Source organism: Pseudomonas sp. SCA2728.1_7 (genome assembly GCF_018138145.1).
In the GTDB taxonomy this organism is placed as follows: domain Bacteria; phylum Pseudomonadota; class Gammaproteobacteria; order Pseudomonadales; family Pseudomonadaceae; genus Aquipseudomonas; species Aquipseudomonas koreensis_A.
On the sequence record NZ_CP073104.1, the window covers coordinates 2,401,243 to 2,419,447 of the forward strand.

The 18,205-nt window shown below is 60.1% G+C and carries 19 protein-coding genes; 10 read left to right on the top strand and 9 right to left on the bottom strand.

All coding sequences use genetic code 11. From position 1 onward, the window contains the following. The first annotated feature begins 184 nt into the window (after window positions 1–184). Window positions 185–1,534, top strand: coding sequence for a serine hydroxymethyltransferase (locus KBP52_RS10680; RefSeq protein ID WP_212622716.1), 1,350 nt, complete (start codon window positions 185–187; stop codon window positions 1,532–1,534). Window positions 1,535–1,602: 68 nt separating this feature from the next. On the opposite strand, the gene KBP52_RS10685 is transcribed toward KBP52_RS10680, so the two are convergent. Continuing rightward, window positions 1,603–3,021, bottom strand: a complete 1,419-nt coding sequence (locus tag KBP52_RS10685; RefSeq protein ID WP_212622717.1) for an amino acid permease — start codon at window positions 3,019–3,021, stop codon at window positions 1,603–1,605. Window positions 3,022–3,914: 893 nt separating this feature from the next. Here KBP52_RS10685 and KBP52_RS10690 point away from each other — a divergent pair. Then, window positions 3,915–4,052, top strand: a complete 138-nt coding sequence (locus tag KBP52_RS10690) for a hypothetical protein (RefSeq protein WP_003222780.1) — start codon at window positions 3,915–3,917, stop codon at window positions 4,050–4,052. A 71-nt stretch (window positions 4,053–4,123) separates the two neighbouring features. Further along, window positions 4,124–5,089: a leucyl aminopeptidase gene (locus KBP52_RS10695; protein ID WP_212622718.1), complete on the top strand. Its 966-nt coding sequence runs from the start codon at window positions 4,124–4,126 to the stop codon at window positions 5,087–5,089. 207 nt (window positions 5,090–5,296) lie between these two features. Here KBP52_RS10695 and rluB read toward each other — a convergent pair whose 3' ends face one another. From rluB to KBP52_RS10725, 6 genes are all read right to left on the bottom strand, one after another. After that, window positions 5,297–6,517, bottom strand: a complete 1,221-nt coding sequence (rluB, locus tag KBP52_RS10700) for a 23S rRNA pseudouridine(2605) synthase RluB (protein ID WP_038363752.1) — start codon at window positions 6,515–6,517, stop codon at window positions 5,297–5,299. A 154-nt stretch (window positions 6,518–6,671) separates the two neighbouring features. Beyond that, window positions 6,672–6,863 carry a DUF1289 domain-containing protein gene (locus tag KBP52_RS10705; RefSeq protein WP_212622719.1) on the bottom strand — a complete coding sequence of 64 codons (192 nt, stop codon included), beginning with the start codon at window positions 6,861–6,863 and terminating at the stop codon, window positions 6,672–6,674. A 143-nt stretch (window positions 6,864–7,006) separates the two neighbouring features. Beyond that, the gene (gene scpB / locus KBP52_RS10710) at window positions 7,007–7,999 is read right to left on the bottom strand and encodes an SMC-Scp complex subunit ScpB (protein ID WP_212622720.1); all 993 of its coding nucleotides are present in this window, start codon (window positions 7,997–7,999) and stop codon (window positions 7,007–7,009) included. Between the two features lie 11 nt (window positions 8,000–8,010). Then, window positions 8,011–8,709: a ScpA family protein gene (locus tag KBP52_RS10715; protein ID WP_172828192.1), complete on the bottom strand. Its 699-nt coding sequence runs from the start codon at window positions 8,707–8,709 to the stop codon at window positions 8,011–8,013. A gap of 123 nt (window positions 8,710–8,832) precedes the next feature. Next, entirely contained in the window at window positions 8,833–9,462 is a 630-nt protein-coding gene (locus KBP52_RS10720) for an L-threonylcarbamoyladenylate synthase (RefSeq protein ID WP_034153313.1), read from the bottom strand. Between the two features lie 13 nt (window positions 9,463–9,475). Next, window positions 9,476–10,339 carry a PHP domain-containing protein gene (locus KBP52_RS10725; RefSeq protein WP_116028922.1) on the bottom strand — a complete coding sequence of 288 codons (864 nt, stop codon included), beginning with the start codon at window positions 10,337–10,339 and terminating at the stop codon, window positions 9,476–9,478. A gap of 87 nt (window positions 10,340–10,426) precedes the next feature. Between KBP52_RS10725 and KBP52_RS10730 the strand changes: the two genes are divergently transcribed. From KBP52_RS10730 to KBP52_RS10755, 6 genes are all read left to right on the top strand, one after another. Further along, entirely contained in the window at window positions 10,427–11,026 is a 600-nt protein-coding gene (locus tag KBP52_RS10730) for a septation protein A (RefSeq protein ID WP_007919675.1), read from the top strand. Between the two features lies 1 nt (window position 11,027). Continuing rightward, window positions 11,028–11,327, top strand: a complete 300-nt coding sequence (locus KBP52_RS10735; RefSeq protein WP_008021382.1) for a YciI family protein — start codon at window positions 11,028–11,030, stop codon at window positions 11,325–11,327. A gap of 110 nt (window positions 11,328–11,437) precedes the next feature. Further along, window positions 11,438–11,848 (top strand): translation initiation factor 2, encoded by a 411-nt coding sequence (locus tag KBP52_RS10740; protein ID WP_038363742.1) that lies wholly within the window; start codon window positions 11,438–11,440, stop codon window positions 11,846–11,848. A 7-nt stretch (window positions 11,849–11,855) separates the two neighbouring features. Beyond that, entirely contained in the window at window positions 11,856–12,533 is a 678-nt protein-coding gene (locus tag KBP52_RS10745; protein ID WP_016987937.1) for a response regulator transcription factor, read from the top strand. Between the two features lie 229 nt (window positions 12,534–12,762). Next, window positions 12,763–13,212 carry an LTXXQ domain-containing protein gene (locus KBP52_RS10750; RefSeq protein WP_016987938.1) on the top strand — a complete coding sequence of 150 codons (450 nt, stop codon included), beginning with the start codon at window positions 12,763–12,765 and terminating at the stop codon, window positions 13,210–13,212. Between the two features lie 174 nt (window positions 13,213–13,386). Further along, window positions 13,387–14,727: a HAMP domain-containing sensor histidine kinase gene (locus tag KBP52_RS10755; RefSeq protein ID WP_212622721.1), complete on the top strand. Its 1,341-nt coding sequence runs from the start codon at window positions 13,387–13,389 to the stop codon at window positions 14,725–14,727. 312 nt (window positions 14,728–15,039) lie between these two features. Here the strand turns inward: KBP52_RS10755 and KBP52_RS10760 are convergent, their stop codons facing one another. Then, window positions 15,040–15,606 (bottom strand): nitroreductase family protein, encoded by a 567-nt coding sequence (locus KBP52_RS10760; protein ID WP_212622722.1) that lies wholly within the window; start codon window positions 15,604–15,606, stop codon window positions 15,040–15,042. Window positions 15,607–15,727: 121 nt separating this feature from the next. Between KBP52_RS10760 and KBP52_RS10765 the strand changes: the two genes are divergently transcribed. Beyond that, window positions 15,728–17,182, top strand: coding sequence for a TrkH family potassium uptake protein (locus KBP52_RS10765; protein WP_016984216.1), 1,455 nt, complete (start codon window positions 15,728–15,730; stop codon window positions 17,180–17,182). On the opposite strand, the gene KBP52_RS10770 is transcribed toward KBP52_RS10765, so the two are convergent. Continuing rightward, entirely contained in the window at window positions 17,139–18,200 is a 1,062-nt protein-coding gene (locus KBP52_RS10770; RefSeq protein ID WP_212622723.1) for an AraC family transcriptional regulator, read from the bottom strand. The genes KBP52_RS10765 and KBP52_RS10770 overlap by 44 nt on opposite strands. Between the last annotated feature and the right edge of the window lie 5 nt (window positions 18,201–18,205).

Sequence of the window (18,205 nt, forward strand, 5' to 3'; positions counted from 1 at the left end):
TCACTGAAAAATTTATGATGCGTCAATCCGGCATCGCATTCTCAAGAGTGAAAGAACTAAAAACCGGGAGGCCTGTACAGGGTTTAGTTTTGCACGCACAGCGGTCAAAACACGGATTCGCCTGTACAGATCTGGCAAGCAAGGACATGCGCAAATCACGCAAAACCAGGGAAGGAATCAAGCAATGGCAGTCATTACTGAACCGCTCAAGAACCAGGCTGACTTGCTGCGACGCGGCCTGGCGGATCTTCGCGCAGAAGACGCCGAACTGGCGGCGATTCTCGACGCTGAAGTCACGCGTCAACAGCACACGCTTTCACTGGTCTCCTCCTCCTGCGCAGTCCAGCCGCGAACCTTGGCGGCCTCCGCTTCCGTGCTGGTCAACGTGACCGCTGAAGGCATGTCCGGCAAGCGTCACAGCGCTGGGTGCGAAAATGTCGAGCTGGTCGAATCGCTGGCCATCCGCCGGGCGCGGCAACTGTTCGGCGCGCAATACGCCAATGTGCAGCCACACTCAGCGTCGAACGCCGTTTACCAAGTGCTCACGGCCTTGCTTGAGCCCGGCGATACCTTGCTGGGCATGGCGGTGGAACACGGCGGTCATCTCACGCATGGCAGCCTCGCCGCGTTTTCCGGCGCCTACTACAAGGCGATCCAGTACGGCACGACAGCAGACGGCCTGATCGATTACGACAAGGTACGCCTGCTCGCACTCGCCCATCGCCCACGCGTCATCCTCTGCGGCGCCAGCGCCTATTCGCGCGAAGTGGACTTCAAGCGGTTTCGCGAAATTGCCGATGAAGCCGGGGCCATCCTGCTCGCCGACATTTCGCATATCGCCGGGCTGGTCGCCACCGGGCGCCATCCAAGTCCGATCGACGCCGCCCATGTCACCGTCACCTGCACGCACAAGCAACTCGCCGGGCCTCGCGGTGGCGTGATTCTCAGCGGTGCTGATGCGAACACCAAGATTCCCGGTTTGCGGACCACCTTCAGTCGCCTGCTGGATCAAGCCGTTTACCCGCGAATGCAGGGCGCGCCTGCTGTCAACATGATCGCTGCGAAGGCTGCCGCGCTGGGTTATGCAATGTCCGCAGCATTCGATGCCTGCATGGCACAGATCCGCAGTACCGCGGATGAAATGGCCAAAGCGTTTCAGGCCAAGGATTATGAGGTGGTCGGCGGCTGCAGTGAAAACCACACGGTGCTGGTTCGTTTGCGTGGCGGCATTACCGGCGCCATCGCGGAGGCGGCGCTGGGGCACTGCGGGATCATCGTCAGCAAATATCGCGTACCCGACGATCCCCGTTCGGCACTTGTCACCAGCGGGCTGCGAATCGGCACGGCTGCTCTGGCGCAACGCCGGGTCGATGTCCACGGCAGCCGCCAGATCGTCGATTTGATCGTGCGGATTCTGAATACCGTAGCGCCGCTCGGCGAACAGGATTACACCCTGGAACCGCTGCTACTCGCGCAGTTTCGCTCAGAGGTCGAAACCCTGTGCAGGGACTATCCTCTGGCCGACTATCAATAGCGTTCCAACATTTGCATCCATAAAAAAACCCGGCGCTCAGGCCGGGTTTTGTGTTTCTGCGTCAGCGCTTACTTGGCAGCACCTGCCGCGTGCACGGCCTGCTGCGCACCGCGCTTGTTCTTGATCACGTAGCAGACCCACATGAACACCACCCACAGCGGAATCGCGTACACCGAGATCTGAATGCCCGGGATCAGCAGCATCACACCAAGGATGAACGCAACAAACGCCAGGCAGATGTAGTTGCCGTACGGGTACCACAGCGCCTTGAACAGCGGCGTCTGCCGGGTCTTGTTCATGTGCTGACGGAACTTGAAGTGCGAGAAGCTGATCATCGCCCAGTTGATCACCAGCGTTGCAACCACCAGCGACATCAGCAGTTCCAGCGCGTGTTGCGGGATCAGGTAGTTGAGCAGCACCGCAACCAGTGTCACTGCAGCCGAAGCCAGGATCGACCGCACCGGCACGCCGCGCTTGTCGATCTTCGCCAGACCTTTCGGCGCATCACCCTGCTCGGCCATGCCCAGCAGCATACGGCTGTTGCAGTAGGTGCCGCTGTTGTACACCGACAACGCTGCGGTCAGGACCACAAAGTTGAGGATGTGCGCGGCGGTGTTGCTGCCGAGCATCGAGAACACTTGCACGAACGGGCTGCCGCTGTACGAATCGCCAGACGCGTTGAGGGTTTCCAGCAGACTGTCCCACGGCGTCAGCGACAGCAGGATCACCAGTGCACCGATGTAGAAAATCAGGATCCGGTAAATCACCTGATTGATCGCTTTCGGGATCACGGTTTTCGGCTTGTCGGCTTCAGCGGCGGTGAAACCGAGCATTTCCAGACCGCCGAAGGAGAACATGATGATCGCCATGGCCATCACCAGACCGTTCACCCCGTTCGGGAAGAACCCGCCGTGCGACCACAGGTTAGTGACCGACGCTTGCGGGCCGCCGTTGCCGCTGACCAGCAGGTAGCTGCCGAGCGCAATCATGCCGACGATCGCCACGACCTTGATGATCGCGAACCAGAATTCGGCCTCACCGAAGACTTTGACGTTGGCCAGGTTGATCGCGTTGATCAGCACGAAGAAGACTGCCGCAGAGACCCAGGTCGGGATGTCCGGGGCCCAGTAGTGGATGTATTTGCCGACCGCAGTCAGCTCCGACATGCCCACCAGAATGTACAGAATCCAGCAGTTCCAGCCCGACAGGAAGCCGGCAAAGCCGCCCCAGTACTTGTGCGCGAAATGGCTGAAGGAACCGGCCACCGGCTCTTCGACGATCATCTCGCCGAGCTGGCGCATGATCATGAAGGCGATGAAGCCGCAGATGGCGTAGCCGAGAATCATCGACGGGCCGGCGGATTTCAGTACCCCGGCCGAGCCGAGGAACAATCCGGTACCGATCGCGCCACCAAGGGCGATCAGTTGAATATGGCGATTTTTCAGGCCGCGTTTCAGCTCGCCTGATTGCGAGGGTTGTCCACTCATGAAAAAGGTCTCACGCAAGGTTTGATGGTGTTCAGTAGACGTTGCTGCAAGGTTGCGATTTCAGGCAGCCCCGATCAAACCCCAGCGCAGGCACCAGGAGTTCAGCTTGTTTACAACGGTCATGCGTCACCTGTTTGTTTTTATCTGTGACGAAATCGAACCCGAAACGCTTGTGGCGCCACGGAGTGAGCAAGGCGGATAGCCTTGAGATTTGCGCGATTACGCAGAGGGTCACAGTTAAAACGCGGCGCATTGTACACCGCTAACCCCCTGCTGCCAGACCCCGCTGGATCAGCGTGATGGTTGCCGGGATTGCGTGTGTCCGCCTCGAGACACCCGAGCGGCTGCAAAAATTGAGTCAGGCCTTTGCAGGCCATCGGCGTGGACGAGGAAAAAACCGTCCCACGGAGAGAGGTGGAGATCAGTCACGGCGTTCATTGCGCCTCCTTCTTGTTATGCACCTGCACGACAGGCATGGGGCGCATCTCACCCTGCCAACGGCGCTGAAACAAGCGTGCCAGAGCCCTGCCCGGCCCGCGGCGGAGCAGGCTGCGGCAGCTTTTCCTTACAGCGGGCATGACGGGTTGGTTTCACTCGGTTTTATCGGGTTTTTCGTAAATATTTCTTTACGATGCGTAACGCAGAGTTTCCATTTCAGAAATATCCGTCAGACGTCTGCAAATTGACGGTCGCTAGCTTGCTAATGAAAAACACGACTTAGTTTTTTGTTTTCAAATAAGAAAAACCCAGTGAAAAAACAGAATAAAAAGTCTATTTAAAAATTAAATGAATAATTTTTTGCATTACAAAAATCCGTGAACTAGGTTCTTCACGTCTTGCCGGCCACCTCGACCGGCCAGTCACAACCGTGAAAGTCATCTAGGAGATCGACCATGCAAGCACTGGAAAAAGACTTGGATACCGAACTGCAACTGGACGAATGGTTTGAAGCACCGACCCACGAGGCAGCAGTAGAAATGATGCAAGCCGACGCGGTAGTTCCGTTCGGCACAGCGATGTGGCCTCTGTAAGACATCACCGGGCAGGCACGATCCGGCCGGTCGTGCCTGCCGCTTTCTTCACGGTCAGTCAGGGAGGACTCATGGATAAGCCCCGCGCGATCTCGCATTTCCTTTACTACCTCGAACACCACCCTGCCCTTGCCGGCCTCGACTCGGCGAAGGTACTGCTCGGCCACACGGCTGATTATGAAGCGCTGACCGGCGCCATCGCCGAACAGGCCGGCGATCATCCTCGTTTCCAGTTCAGCGCCCGACGTCTGGACCTGGAAAGCACCGCAACGCTGACCTCGGCGATTACCGACAGCGATCTGTACATTTTCTTCTACGACTCTTCCACCCTGCCCAATCCACGCCCCGACGGCCCGGAGTTTGTCCGCGCACTGCAAAGTGTGATGGCGGAAAACTGGAAGAAGTCGCTGCTGTTCAAGGATTACGGCGATTATTTCTACGACACCTTCAGCGTCACCCCGCAGCGCATTGCCGGGCTCAACAGTCACCTGATTCAGCGCATGTCCCAAGCGACCACGCTGAGTTTCAAGGACGATGACGGCTCATGGTTTGAAACGCCGCTGAGCAGCATCAAGAAGTGGACCGACATCAACGGTGTCGGCAACTTCGACCTCGCGCCCGGCGAAATCGCCACGCACAGCGAAGCCATCAATGGCCATGTGAAATTCAAGGGCACGTTCCTCAGCACCATTCCGTTCGCGCGCAAGTACGGCGTGCTGGAGTCGCCGCTGGAGCTGTGGATCGAGAATTCCACGATCAGCCGCATCGCCACGGACGTGCCGGGGCTGGAGCATGATTTCAACAAGTACCTGGATGCGAATCCGTCGAACCGGCGGATTGAGGAGTTGGGGATTGGCACCAATGAAGGCGTGAAGGATCTGTATGCGCGCAATGCCGGGTTTGAGGAGCGGCATTGTGGGTTGCACCTTGGCTTGGGCGGTGGCGCCAAGGGCAGTCATCACCTGGATCTGATCTTTTCTGGCGGGGTGTTGGCGCTGGATGACAAGCCGGTGTTTGATGGCCGGTTTGTGTTCTGACTTTAAGCTTTGTGTTGATGCCACCGACGTCATCGCGAGCAGGCTCACTCCTACAGGGGAACGCATTTCAAATGTAGGAGTGAGCCTGCTCGCGATAGCAATCTCTCAACCACCACAACTCTTTCGCCAGACGAAAAAAAAACGCCAACCCTGAGGTTGGCGTTTCTGCTTTGGCTTGAAGCTTGCCGCTAGAAGCTCACAGCTGCCTTATTCCGGTTTCTTGCGACCGAAACCCGGACGCTGACCGGAACCGGCCGGCGCGCCACGGCGCTTGCCCGACGGCTTGTCACCGTCAACCAGTTTGATCCCCGGACGCTTCGGCGCAGGCTTGGCCGGGCGCTTGTTGGTGGTGTCCGCTGGACGATCCGCCACTGGCGTGCCACGACCGGCAGGTGCACCACGCTCACCACGTTCAGTACGACCGTTGGCCGGACGCGGAGCACGCTCACCGTCACGGGCAACCGGTTTGCGACCTGGACGCTCGCCTTCGATCTGCGGCTCACGGCTTGGGCGTGGGCCGGTCGGCGCGCCAGCGGCTGGACGCAGCGTGCGTACGCGCTCGGTCTTGCCCATCGGACGCGACGATTTACGCTGCATACGCTCAAGCTTGTCTTTGCTCTTGGCGTTCAGCTGCGGCATGGCAACCGGCGTCAGGCCGACTTCAGCACTGAGGATGTCGACTTCGTACTGGCTCATTTCGCGCCAGCGACCCATCGGCAGGTCGGAGTTGAGGAACACCGGACCGAAACGCACGCGCTTCAGACGGCTGACCACCAGACCTTGCGATTCCCACAGACGACGAACCTCACGGTTACGGCCTTCCATCACCACGCAGTGATACCAGTGGTTGAAGCCTTCGCCACCCGGCGCCTGCTTGATGTCGGTGAACTTGGCCGGGCCGTCTTCCAGCACCACGCCAGCCTTCAGACGTTCGATCATTTCGTCGTCGACTTCACCGCGTACACGCACGGCGTACTCACGGTCCATCTCGTAGGACGGGTGCATCAGGCGGTTGGCCAGCTCACCGTCGGTGGTGAACATCAGCAAACCGGTGGTGTTGATGTCGAGACGACCGATGTTGATCCAGCGGCCTTCTTTCGGACGCGGCAGCTTGTCGAACACGGTCGGACGGCCTTCCGGGTCGTCACGGGTGCAGATCTCGCCATCGGGCTTGTTGTACATGATCACGCGGCGTACCGATTCGGCCGCCTCTTCGCGCTTGATCACCTTGCCATCAATGGTGATGGCGTCGTGCATGTCGACGCGTAGCCCGAGGGTGGCGTCTTTGCCATTGACCTTGATCCGGCCCTGGCTGATCCAGGATTCCACGTCACGGCGCGAGCCGACGCCGATACGGGCGAGGACTTTCTGCAGCTTTTCGCCTGCTGGGCCGATTTCCTGGTCGTCTTTCTGAATGATGTCGCTCATCTGGGCACCTCCCGGTGTGGTCTGTTCAAGCGCTCTGAATTGGACGCCTGAAGCATTGAAATCTGGGTTCTAGGCCGAAGGGATCGGCGAAGGGTCGCGAATCATACGCGGATGTGCGCCGTCGCGCATCAGAGACTAGCTGATCGATCGACAGTTATTTGTTTTTCCGCCGACCGGCGCCGCCGAGTTTGATCAGGCGCAGTGCGGCTTCGGCAAGCACCGTGCGCTTGTCGTCCTTGTCGAGTTTCTTCCAGGCTTTGATTTCGCGCTTGCTGCGGCCGCAGCCGAGGCAGATGTCGTCGCTGAATTTGCAGAGGCTGATGCACGGGTCTTTGGTGGAACTCATCGCAGTCTCCAGAAACACACAAATCCCTGTAGGAGTGAGCCTGCTCGCGATAGCGGTGTGTCAGTCAACATCTTCTTGGCAGATACACCGCTATCGCGAGCAGGCTCACTCCTACAGGGGATCGCGGTGGTTTTGAGGGCGGGTCAGTCTTCGAATTCGCGGCGTTCGGCTTCGATGGCTTCGGCCAGCGCGCGGGCTTCGGCTTCTTCTTCGCTCAGCTCCGGCTCGGGTTCTGGCGCCGGTTGTTCGAGGGCGGCGACGGCGGCCAACAGCTTTTCGCGGGCCTCAGCGACACCAAGAATGTCTTCTTCCGGTTCGGCTTCTGGCTCTGCTTCAAGTTCAACTTCGATCGTGGGTTCGGCGACTTCGGTTTCAGGCTCGGTCGTCGGCGCGTCACTGTCGGCCGCTTCACCATCCACCGCATCCCGCAACAAATCGTCGAAGTCAGTCTTGATCCCCTCCTCCATGCTGTCCAGCTCCAGCAACAACGTATGGAAGCTGGTTTCTTCCTTCTCCTCCTCCGGCTCGGCGCTGGCATCGGCCAGTTCCTGCAAGCCTTGCGGCACCGGCGCGTCGTCGAAATCGAGCACCGGGTCAGTTTCCATTTCGCGCAGTTCGGCCAGCGGCGGCAGGTCTTCGAGGTTCTTCAGATTGAAGTGATCGAGAAACATCTTGGTGGTGGCAAACATCGCCGGTTTGCCCGGCACATCGCGGTAACCGACGACACGAATCCACTCACGCTCCAGCAAGGTTTTGACGATGTTGCTGTTTACCGCCACGCCACGCACGTCTTCGATTTCGCCACGGGTGATCGGCTGGCGATAGGCGATCAGCGCGATGGTTTCCAGCAAAGCACGGGAGTAACGCTGCGGGCGTTCTTCCCAGAGTCGGCCAACCCATGGCGAAAACTTCTCGCGAATCTGCAAGCGATAGCCCGACGAGACTTCCTTGAGCTCGAACGCGCGGCCCTCGCAGGATTTGCCCAGCAGGGTCAGGGCTTTCTTGAAGACTGCCGGTTCTGGCCGCTCGCCTTCTTCGAACAGTTCAAACAGGCGCTCAAGGGATTGCGGCTTTCCCGAGGCCAACAGAAAGGCTTCAAGCAGGGGGGCCAGCTCGCGGGGTTCAGTCAGGTTCATGTTTCGACTCGTTATTCGGCTCGGGCTCGCACGTGGATCGCGGCGAACGGCTCATTCTGCACCAGCTCGACCAAGGATTCCTTGACCAGTTCAAGGATCGCCATAAAGGTCACCACCACACCCAACCTGCCCTCTTCGGCGGTGAACAGCTCGACAAACGGCACGAAACCCCCGCCCTTGAGCCGTTCCAGCACATCGCTCATGCGCTCGCGGGTGGACAGCGCCTCACGGCTGACCTGGTGGCTTTCAAACATATCGCCACGGCGCAGTACTTCGGCCATGCACATCAAAATCTCTTCCAGCGCGACATCCGGCAACAGCTTGCGCGCCCGCGCTTCCGGGGCGTCGAGCTTGGGCACGATGACATCGCGGCCGACGCGGCTCAAGCCGTCGATGCCTTCGGCGGCAGCCTTGAAGCGCTCGTATTCCTGCAAGCGACGGATCAGTTCGGCGCGCGGATCGTCTTCTTCGTCTTCGACGGTTTCGGCGCGTGGCAGGAGCATGCGCGACTTGATCTCGGCGAGCATCGCGGCCATCACCAGATATTCGGCGGCCAGCTCCAGGCGCACAGACTGCATCAACTCGACATAACCCATGTACTGGCGGGTGATTTCCGCCACCGGGATGTCGAGGATGTTGATGTTCTGTTTACGGATCAGGTACAGCAACAGGTCGAGCGGGCCTTCAAACGCTTCAAGAAAGACTTCCAGCGCATCCGGCGGGATGTACAGGTCCAGCGGCATTTCCATGACCGCCTGGCCATAGACCATGGCAAACGGCAGCTCTTGCTGAGCGCCGGCCTGGGGGTCGACAACGGTTTCCACTGCGGACATTCAGGCCTCGACCATGAACGGCGTCGGATCGCCGCAACCGACGCGGACCACTTCCGGGTCGTCGCCAGTCAAGTCGATCACCGTGGAGGCCTTGATGCCGCCGAAGCCGCCGTCGACGATCAAGTCCACTTGGTGCTCGAGCAACTGGCGCATTTCGTACGGATCGCTTAGCGGGTCTTCATCGCCAGGCATGATCAGGGTCACGCTCATCAGCGGCTCGCCGAGTTCGGCCAACAGCGCCAGCGCAATCGGATGGCTCGGCACACGCAGGCCGATGGTGCGCTTCTTCGGATGCAGCAAAAGACGCGGCACTTCGCGGGTGGCGTTGAGAATGAAGGTGTACGGCCCCGGCAGATGCGCCTTGAGAATGCGGAAGGTGCCGGTGTCGATCTTGGCGTAATTGCCCAGTTGCGACAGGTCGCTGCAGATCAGCGCGAAGTTGTGCTTTTCATCGAGCTGACGCAGGCGACGCACGCGCTCGATCGCGGTTTTATCGCCGATTTGGCAACCGATCGCGTAGGAAGAGTCCGTGGGATAAATCACCACCCCGCCCTTGCGGATGATCTCGACCGCCTGTTTTATCAGGCGCGCTTGCGGGTTTTCCGGATGTATCTGGAAAAATTGACTCACATTCTCTACCTGTTCAGACGGCGGCAATATCTGTGTCATGTTTGAACCGACACCACAGGGGTGGAAGGTCCTCGGGAACCGGCCGGTACTGGCCGATCTCGGACCAGCCGCCAGGGCCATGGAAGTCACTGCCGGCGCTGACCAGCAGACCGAACTCACGGGCAAGGATTGCCAGGCTGCCGACCTGTTCCGCAGGCTGATGGCCATTGACCACCTCGATTGCATGCCCGCCTGCTTGAATATAGTCGGCAATCAGCTTTCGGCGCTTGCTGCGGGTGAAATCGTAGTGCCAGGGATGCGCCAGGCTGACCCAGGCATTGGCGGCGCGCAGCGTGCCGACGGTGTCTTCCAGCGTCGGCCAGTGCAACTTAACGTCACCCAGCTTGCCGGCGCCGAGCCATTTGCGGAATGCCTCGGCGCGATCCTTTACAAACCCTTCACGCACCATCCAGTCGGCGAAATGCGGACGGGCCGGGGCGTTGCCGCTGTCGCCCAGTTCCTGCTGGATTTTCCGCGCGCCGTCGAGGGCGCCGGGCATGCCTTTAAGGGCGAGCTTGCGGCTTATTTCTTCCGACCGCAGCCAGCGGCCATCGTGCAATTTGGCAATCGCCTCGACCAACGGTGCCGCATTGACGTCGAAACCGTAGCCCAACACATGAATGGTCGCGCCGCCCCAGGTACAGGACAATTCGACGCCGTTGACCAGTTGCATGCCCAACTCGGTCGCGGCCGCGCGCGCTTCGGCGAGGCCTTCGAGGGTGTCGTGGTCGGTCAACGCCAGGACTCGCACGCCGTTCTCGAACGCACGCGCAACCAGAACCGCAGGCGCCAGGGCGCCATCGGAGGCCGTGCTATGGCAGTGCAAATCAACATTCACGGGGAGTTGTAACCTCAAATCAGCTGGCGCTATCGCGCGCCCATATGTTTGTTATTATGCCGCCACATCCAGCTTCTGGCTCTCACTGTGAAACAATTCATCGATTTCATCCCGCTTCTGCTGTTCTTCATCGTTTACAAACTTGATCCACGGGTCGTCGACATCGCTGGCCATGAAGTGACTGTAGGCGGTATTTACAGCGCCACGGCGATGCTGATCATCAGTTCCCTGGTGGTGTACGGCGCGTTGTTCATCAAACAGCGCAAGCTGGAAAAGAGCCAATGGCTGACCCTGATCGCCTGCCTGGTGTTCGGCAGCCTGACGCTGGCCTTCCACAGCGAGACCTTCCTCAAATGGAAAGCGCCGGTGGTCAACTGGCTGTTCGCCGTCGCCTTCATCGGCAGTCACTTCATCGGTGACCGTCTGCTGATCAAACGCATCATGGGCCACGCGCTGACCCTGCCGGATCCGGTCTGGACCCGCCTGAACATCGCCTGGATCGCCTTTTTCCTGTTCTGCGGCGCTGCCAACCTGTTCGTCGCCTTCACCTTCCAGAGCTACTGGGTGGACTTCAAGGTGTTCGGCAGCCTGGGCATGACTCTGGTGTTCCTGGTCGCACAGGGCATTTACCTGTCGCGCCATCTGCACGATGCCGATACCACAACAACACCAAAAACCGAGGACTGACATGCTCTACGCCATCATTGCCACCGACGTCGCCAACTCGCTGGAAGCACGCCTGGCCGCGCGCCCTGCGCATCTGGAACGCCTGCAAGCGCTCAAGGGCGAAGGCCGCATCGTATTGGCCGGTCCGCACCCGGCCGTCGACAGCAATGATCCGGGCGCAGCGGGTTTCACCGGCAGCCTGATCGTTGCCGAATTCGATTCGCTGAGTGCTGCGCAAGCATGGGCCGATGCCGATCCGTACATTGCCGCTGGCGTCTACGCCAATGTGCTCGTCAAGCCGTTCAAGCAAGTCCTGCCGTAACGCTATCCCCACGCGATGAACCTTCTCGGTTCATCGCGTTCTCAATCGCTCATTATTCTCGTTTGCCTGCCGACAACCTGCCCAATATCCATTTGGAAACAGGTGTCGCGATGCGCAAGGGTCCGTTGTGTCTGATGTTGGTCACGTTGTCGATCATGGCGCCCGCCCATGGTGAGGAAACCACCGAAGGCGGCAGCTCCACGCCATTGTCGTTAAGCGCCGGCAGCCAGATCACCGAGTTGCAGCAGCGCCTCAAGGCCAGCGAGCAGCAACGGGAAGAACTGAGCAAACAACTGCAAAATGCCGACAATACCCGCGAAAGCGCCCAGCTTGCCCGGTTGCGCCAGGAGAACCAGCGTCTCAAGCTGCAACTCAAGGAAGCCCAGGCCAGCCCGCTGCCGCGTCTGTTGACTGATCAGCAGCAGTGGTTCGTCACGGGCGCCGGAGTAGCGCTATTGGCGCTGCTCTGCGGTATCTTTGCCAGTGGAGCAAGCCGAAAACGTCGGCAATGGCTAAATTGAGTGAGTCATGAGCGAGCTGTTACTGATTGATGATGACCAGGAGTTGTGCGAACTCCTGAGTAGTTGGCTGAGCCAGGAAGGCTTCCATGTGCGCGCCTGCCACGATGGCCAGAGCGCGCGTAAAGCGCTGGCCGAAACCGCCCCGGCGGCGGTGGTGCTGGACGTGATGCTGCCCGATGGCAGTGGTCTGGAACTGCTCAAGCAATTGCGCAACGACCACGCCGACCTGCCGGTGCTGATGCTCTCGGCCCGTGGCGAGCCGCTGGATCGCATCCTCGGCCTGGAACTGGGTGCCGACGATTACCTGGCCAAACCGTGCGACCCGCGCGAATTGACCGCCCGCCTGCGCGCCGTATTGCGCCGCAGCCATCCGGCGGCCGTCTCGACGCAGCTAGAACTGGGCGACCTCAGTTTCAGTCCGGTGCGCGGCGTGGTCAGCATCGATGAGAAAGAACTGACCCTCACCGTTTCCGAAAGCCGCCTGCTCGAAGCCCTGCTCAAGCAGCCCGGCGAGCCGCTGGACAAGCAGGAACTGGCGCAGCTCGCCCTCGGTCGCAAGCTGACCCTGTACGACCGCAGCCTCGACATGCACGTCAGTAATCTGCGCAAAAAGATCGGCCCGCACCCGGACGGCCGTCCACGCATCGTTGCCCTGCGTAGCCGCGGTTACTTCTATAGCCTCTGAACCTCCAACCTGTAGGAGTGAGCCTGCTCGCGATAGCAGTGTGTCAGTCGAGATGTTCTTGCCAGATACACCGCTATCGCGAGCAGGCTCACTCCTACAAGGTGTGTTTGTCAGGTCAGCGCTCGAGTGTCTTTACCGAAGCTTTACGCAGTGCTGACCGCCGCTGACCTTGATCTCCGTAATCTGAACTCATCCGGAACGTACCGGGAACGAGACAAGGAGATACACCATGCGCAAGACTCTTATCGCTCTGATGTTCGCTGCCGCTCTGCCAACCGTCGCCATGGCCATGCCGCAAGACGGCGGCCCGATGGGTGGTCCGCTCGACGGCCCACGCCACGGCGGTCAGATGCACGGCATGCACGGCAAAGGCCCGTACAGCCAACTCGACCTGTCCCGCGAACAGCGCGAGCAGATCCGCAAGATCATGGGCGAGCAGATGCACGAGCGTAAGCAAGTGGTCGACAAGTACCTGGAAAAACTCTCGCCGGCTGACCAGAAAGCCATGAAAGACGAGATGGCGGCCAACCACAAGAAAGCCGAAACCGATGTGCGCGCCGTGTTGAAACCGGATCAACAGAAGAAATTCGACGAGATCCAGAAGAAACAGGCCGAGCGTCGCGCCGAATGGGCCGAGTTCAAGGCGTGGAAAGCGCAACAGGCGCAAAAAGCGCAATAATGTTCTGACCCCGGACCCGACGGCTAAACACCGCCGGGTCTTTTTCCACCGATCCAATGTAGGAGTGAGCCTGCTCGCGATAGCGGTGTGTCAGTCAACGGATACTTGTCTGACTCACCGCTATCGCGAGCAGGCTCACTCCTACAGGGATTTGTGTTTGATTGAGGATTTTCTGTGCGTTCATTGTTCTGGCGTATTCTCGCAAGCTTCTGGCTGGCCATCGCGCTGGTGGCCGGGTTGTCCATTCTGCTCGGGCACATGCTTAACCAGGACGCGTGGATCCTCAGCCGCCATCCGGGCCTCAACAGCCTCGCCGGCGAATGGACACAAACCTATGAAGCGCAGGGCGAAGAAGCCGCCCAGGACATCCTCGAACAGCGCAAACGCCAATATCACATCGACGTTCAGGTGCTCAACGAATCCGGCGACCCGGTGGTGCGCGGGACCTTCCCGCGTCGCGCCGCCGCCTTCGAAGCGCGGCAGAACAATGATGACCGACGTCTGCCATGGCGGCGTCTGACCGACGAATTCACCAGTGAAAAAACCGGTGACACCTACCTGTTCATCTACCGCATCCCACACCCGGAACTCGACGCCTGGCACCGCGAAAGTCTGCTTTGGCCGTTGAGTGCGCTGGGCATCGCGCTGGTGGTGCTGACCCTCTTCAGTCTGCTGGTGACCTTCTCCATCACCCGCCCGCTCAGCCGTTTGCGCGGCGCGGTGCATGATCTGGGGCAGACTACCTATCAGCAAAACAGCCTGGCGAAACTGGCCAACCGTCGCGATGAGTTCGGCGTACTGGCCAATGACTTCAATCGCATGGGCGCGCGTTTGCAGAGTCTGATTGGCAGTCAGCGCCAGTTGCTGCGCGATGTCTCCCACGAGTTGCGTTCACCACTGGCGCGGTTGCGCATTGCACTGGCGTTGGCGGAACGGGCCAACCCTGAGGAACGCGAGAAACTCTGGCCACGGCTGACCCGCGAGTGTGATCGGCTGGAAGCGTTGATCAGTGAAATTCTGGTGCTGGCGCGCGTCGATGCCGACAACGCCAGCGCTGAAGACGTGGATTTGAATGCGTTGCTCGGCACGTTGCAGAAGGATGCGAAGCTTGGATCGCCCGAGCAGATTGTCCGACTTGATGCCGAACCGCAGCTGAACCTGAAGGGCTGGCCGACCATGATCGAGCGTGCCGTCGATAATCTGCTGCGTAATGCTCAGCGGTTCAACCCGGAGGGTCAGGCGATTGAGATGCAGGCTTCGCGTCAGGGTGAAAAAATCATCGTCAGCGTGCGCGACCATGGGCCGGGGGTGCAGGCTGAACATTTGAGTCAGTTGGGCGAGCCGTTTTACCGGGCACCGGGGCAGACGGCGGCGGGACATGGCTTGGGGCTGGCGATTGCACGGCGGGCGGCGGAACGGCATGGCGGGAGTTTGACGTTGGCCAATCATCCGCAGGGCGGGTTTGTTGCGAGTCTGGAATTGCCGCTTGTACCTGGCGCCGTCGTCCAACCCTAAAAGCCACCCTCACCCCAGAAAAGCCCCTCACCCCAGCCCTCTCCCGGAGGGAGAGGGGGCCGACCGCGGTGTCTTGCGTCATACATCGACCTGAAGAACCGAGTTGATTATGCGCCCGGAAGGCACGTGAATCGTCGCCGACTCTGGGTTCGAAATGCATCGGAACCGTTATCGACTCCGAGCTCGAAATGCACTGGAGCCGTTATCCACTCTGGATTCAGCTGAGCACTTTCAGGTCGGCGTACCTCTACAGCATCCCCCAATCAGTCCCCTCTCCCTCTGGGAGAGGGCTAGGGTGAGGGGCTCTTCGCTTTACGCCTTACCAGGCCAAGCGCTGACGAACTCAGCCAGATCAAGCTTCTCCGCCACACGCGGTTCTTTCTGCGGCGTGCCGAGGTAAAGAAACGCAATCACCTCTTCACCCTCCCCCAGCCCCAAACCTTTGGCTACGTGCTGCGAATAAGCCAAATCCCCCGTACGCCAAACCGCACCAATCCCCTGCGCATACGCCGCCAACAAAATCCCGTGCGCCGCACACCCGGCCGCGAGCAACTGCTCGGCCTTCGGATACTTGACGTGCTCCTGCAATTTAGCGATCACCACAACCACCAGCGGCGCCCGTAGCGGGCCGTTGCGCGCCTTGTCGATCATCGCTTCGGTGACTTCGCCTTCCTGCATCTGTGCAGCCTCGGCCAGCAACTCGCCCATCTGCGCGCGCGCGGAGCCTTCGACGGTCAGAAAACGATACGGCTGCAAATGCCCGTGATCCGGCGCGCGCAATGCGGCGCCAAACAGAGCTTCGCGCTGCTCGGCAGTGGGGGCCGGTTCGACCAGTCGTGGAACGGAAACACGGTTGAGCAACGCGTCGAGAGCCTGCATCGGCCACCTCCTGAAAAATATGTGCGGCTATTCTAGCGGTATCTGCCAACAGGATGCCGGTTTACATGCCCTGCCTCACGGGTAGAATGGCGCCCTTCTCACATCAGCCCGAGCGGACTTCATGGCGTTGCCGACCTTACGGATCATTGGTTTCATCATCGGCATCTTCCTGATCACCCTGGCCGTGGCCATGGTCGTGCCCATGGCCACCCTGGTGATTTTCGAACGCACCAGCGACCTGCCGTCGTTCCTCTGGGCGAGCATGATCACCTTCGTCGCCGGCCTCGCGCTGGTGATTCCCGGCAGGCCCGAACACATTCATCTGCGCCCGCGCGACATGTACCTGCTGACGGTCAGCAGTTGGCTGGTGGTGTGCATTTTCGCCGCGTTGCCGTTCCTGCTGACTCAGCACATCAGCTATACCGACTCGTTCTTCGAAAGCATGTCGGGCATTACCGCCACCGGCTCGACCGTGCTCAATCATCTCGACGACATGTCTCCGGGCATCCTGATGTGGCGCTCGTTGCTACACTGGATCGGCGGCATCGGCTTTATCGGTATGGCGGTAGCGATTCTGCCGCTGCTGCGCATCGGTGGCATGCGCCTGTTCCAGACCGAATCCTCGGACCGTTCGGAAAAGGTCATGCCGCGCTCGCACATGGTGGCGCGGCTGATCGTCGCGGCTTATGTCGGCATCACCATTCTTGGCAGCCTGGCGTTCTGGTGGGCCGGGATGAGCCCGTTCGATGCGATCAACCACGCGATGTCAGCGATTTCCACCGGCGGGTTCTCGACCTCCGATCAGTCGCTGGCCAAGTGGACGCAACCGGCGGTGCACTGGGTGGCGGTGGTGATCATGATTCTCGGCAGCCTGCCGTTCACCCTGTACGTGGCGACGTTGCGCGGCAACCGCAAGGCGCTGATCAAGGATCAGCAGGTGCAGGGTTTGCTCGGCATGCTGCTGGTGACCTGGCTGGTGCTCGGCACCTGGTACTGGTGGACGACCAACCTGCATTGGCTGGACGCCCTGCGCCACGTCGCACTGAACGTGACCTCGGTGGTCACCACCACCGGTTTTGCCCTCGGCGACTACAGCCTGTGGGGTAACTTCTCGCTGATGCTGTTTTTCTATCTGGGTTTTGTCGGTGGCTGTTCCGGTTCGACGGCGGGCGGGATCAAGATCTTCCGTTTCCAGGTCGCCTATATCCTGCTCAAGGCCAACCTTAATCAGCTGATTCACCCGCGCGCGGTGATCAAGCAGAAGTACAACGGCCACCGCCTCGACGAAGAAATCGTACGCTCGATTCTGACGTTCTCGTTCTTCTTCGCCATTACCATCTGCGTGATCGCGCTGCTGCTGTCGCTGCTCGGCGTCGACTGGATGACCGCACTGACCGGTGCCGCCAGCACTGTGTCCGGCGTCGGCCCGGGCCTGGGCGAAACCATCGGCCCGGCGGGTAACTTCGCCACCCTGCCGGACGCGGCCAAGTGGATCCTGTCGTTCGGCATGCTGCTCGGCCGACTGGAGATCATTACGGTGTTTGTACTGTGTATTCCGGCCTTTTGGCGTCACTGACCGCACCCGGCGTCTGCAACAACCGCGTCCGGTAGTCACCGGGTGTGGTGTCGAACCAGCGGCGGAACGCGCGAAAGAAGTTGCTCGGGTCGGCAAAACCCAACAGATAAGCGATTTCCAGCAAGGTCATGCTCGGTTGCGCCAGATACTGCTCGGCCAGTTCGCGGCGGGTGTCGTCGAGCAACTGCTGAAAACTCGTGCCCTCCTCCTGCAAGCGACGCTGCAAGGTGCGCTGCGACAAATGCAGGGTCTGCGCCACGGTATCGCGCTTCGGCTCACCTTGCGGCAGCAACCGGCACAGCACCTGTCGCGCCTTGTGGGTCACGCGGCTTTCGGAAAACCGTGCCAGATATTCTCCGGCAAAGCGGTCATGCAACAGCGCCATGGCTTCGTTGGCGGTGGGCAGCGGCGCTTCCATGTCGGCGCGTTCGAAGATCAGCGCATCGTACGGTGCGTTGAACATCAGCGGTGCGTGAAAAGCTTGTTTATAGGGTTCCAGGTCATCCGGCTCAGCGCCCTGCACCAAGACTTTGACCGGATGCAGGGTGCGCCCGCTCAACCAGCCACACAGGCCCAATGCACAGGCCAACGAGGCTTCGGCACTTTGCCGGGTCGGCGGCAGATGATCGCCGTGCACGGTCAGAATCAGCGCATAACCCTCATCGAGCAAGCGGAAACTCAGGTCGGCGCTCTCGGCGATGATGCGCTGATAACGCACCAGCCGCTGGAAGCCTTCGGCCAGGGTATTGCTCGACATCAGTGCATAGCCGGCGACATGAAACGACGCCGGTCGCACCACCTTGCCCATGTTCAGGCCAATCGCCGGGTTGCCGGACAGTTCGACCGCCCGTTGCCAGAGACGGGTCATGGAATCTTGCGGGAAGCGCGCATCCGGATCATCCAGAGCCGTGTAATCGAGCCCCAGTTGCTTGAACAGAACCCGGCAATCCAGGCCGTCCATCTCCAATGCTTTGACAATCCCCATCGCCCAGCTTGCAGAAGTCGTTCGTTCGCTCATGGCGT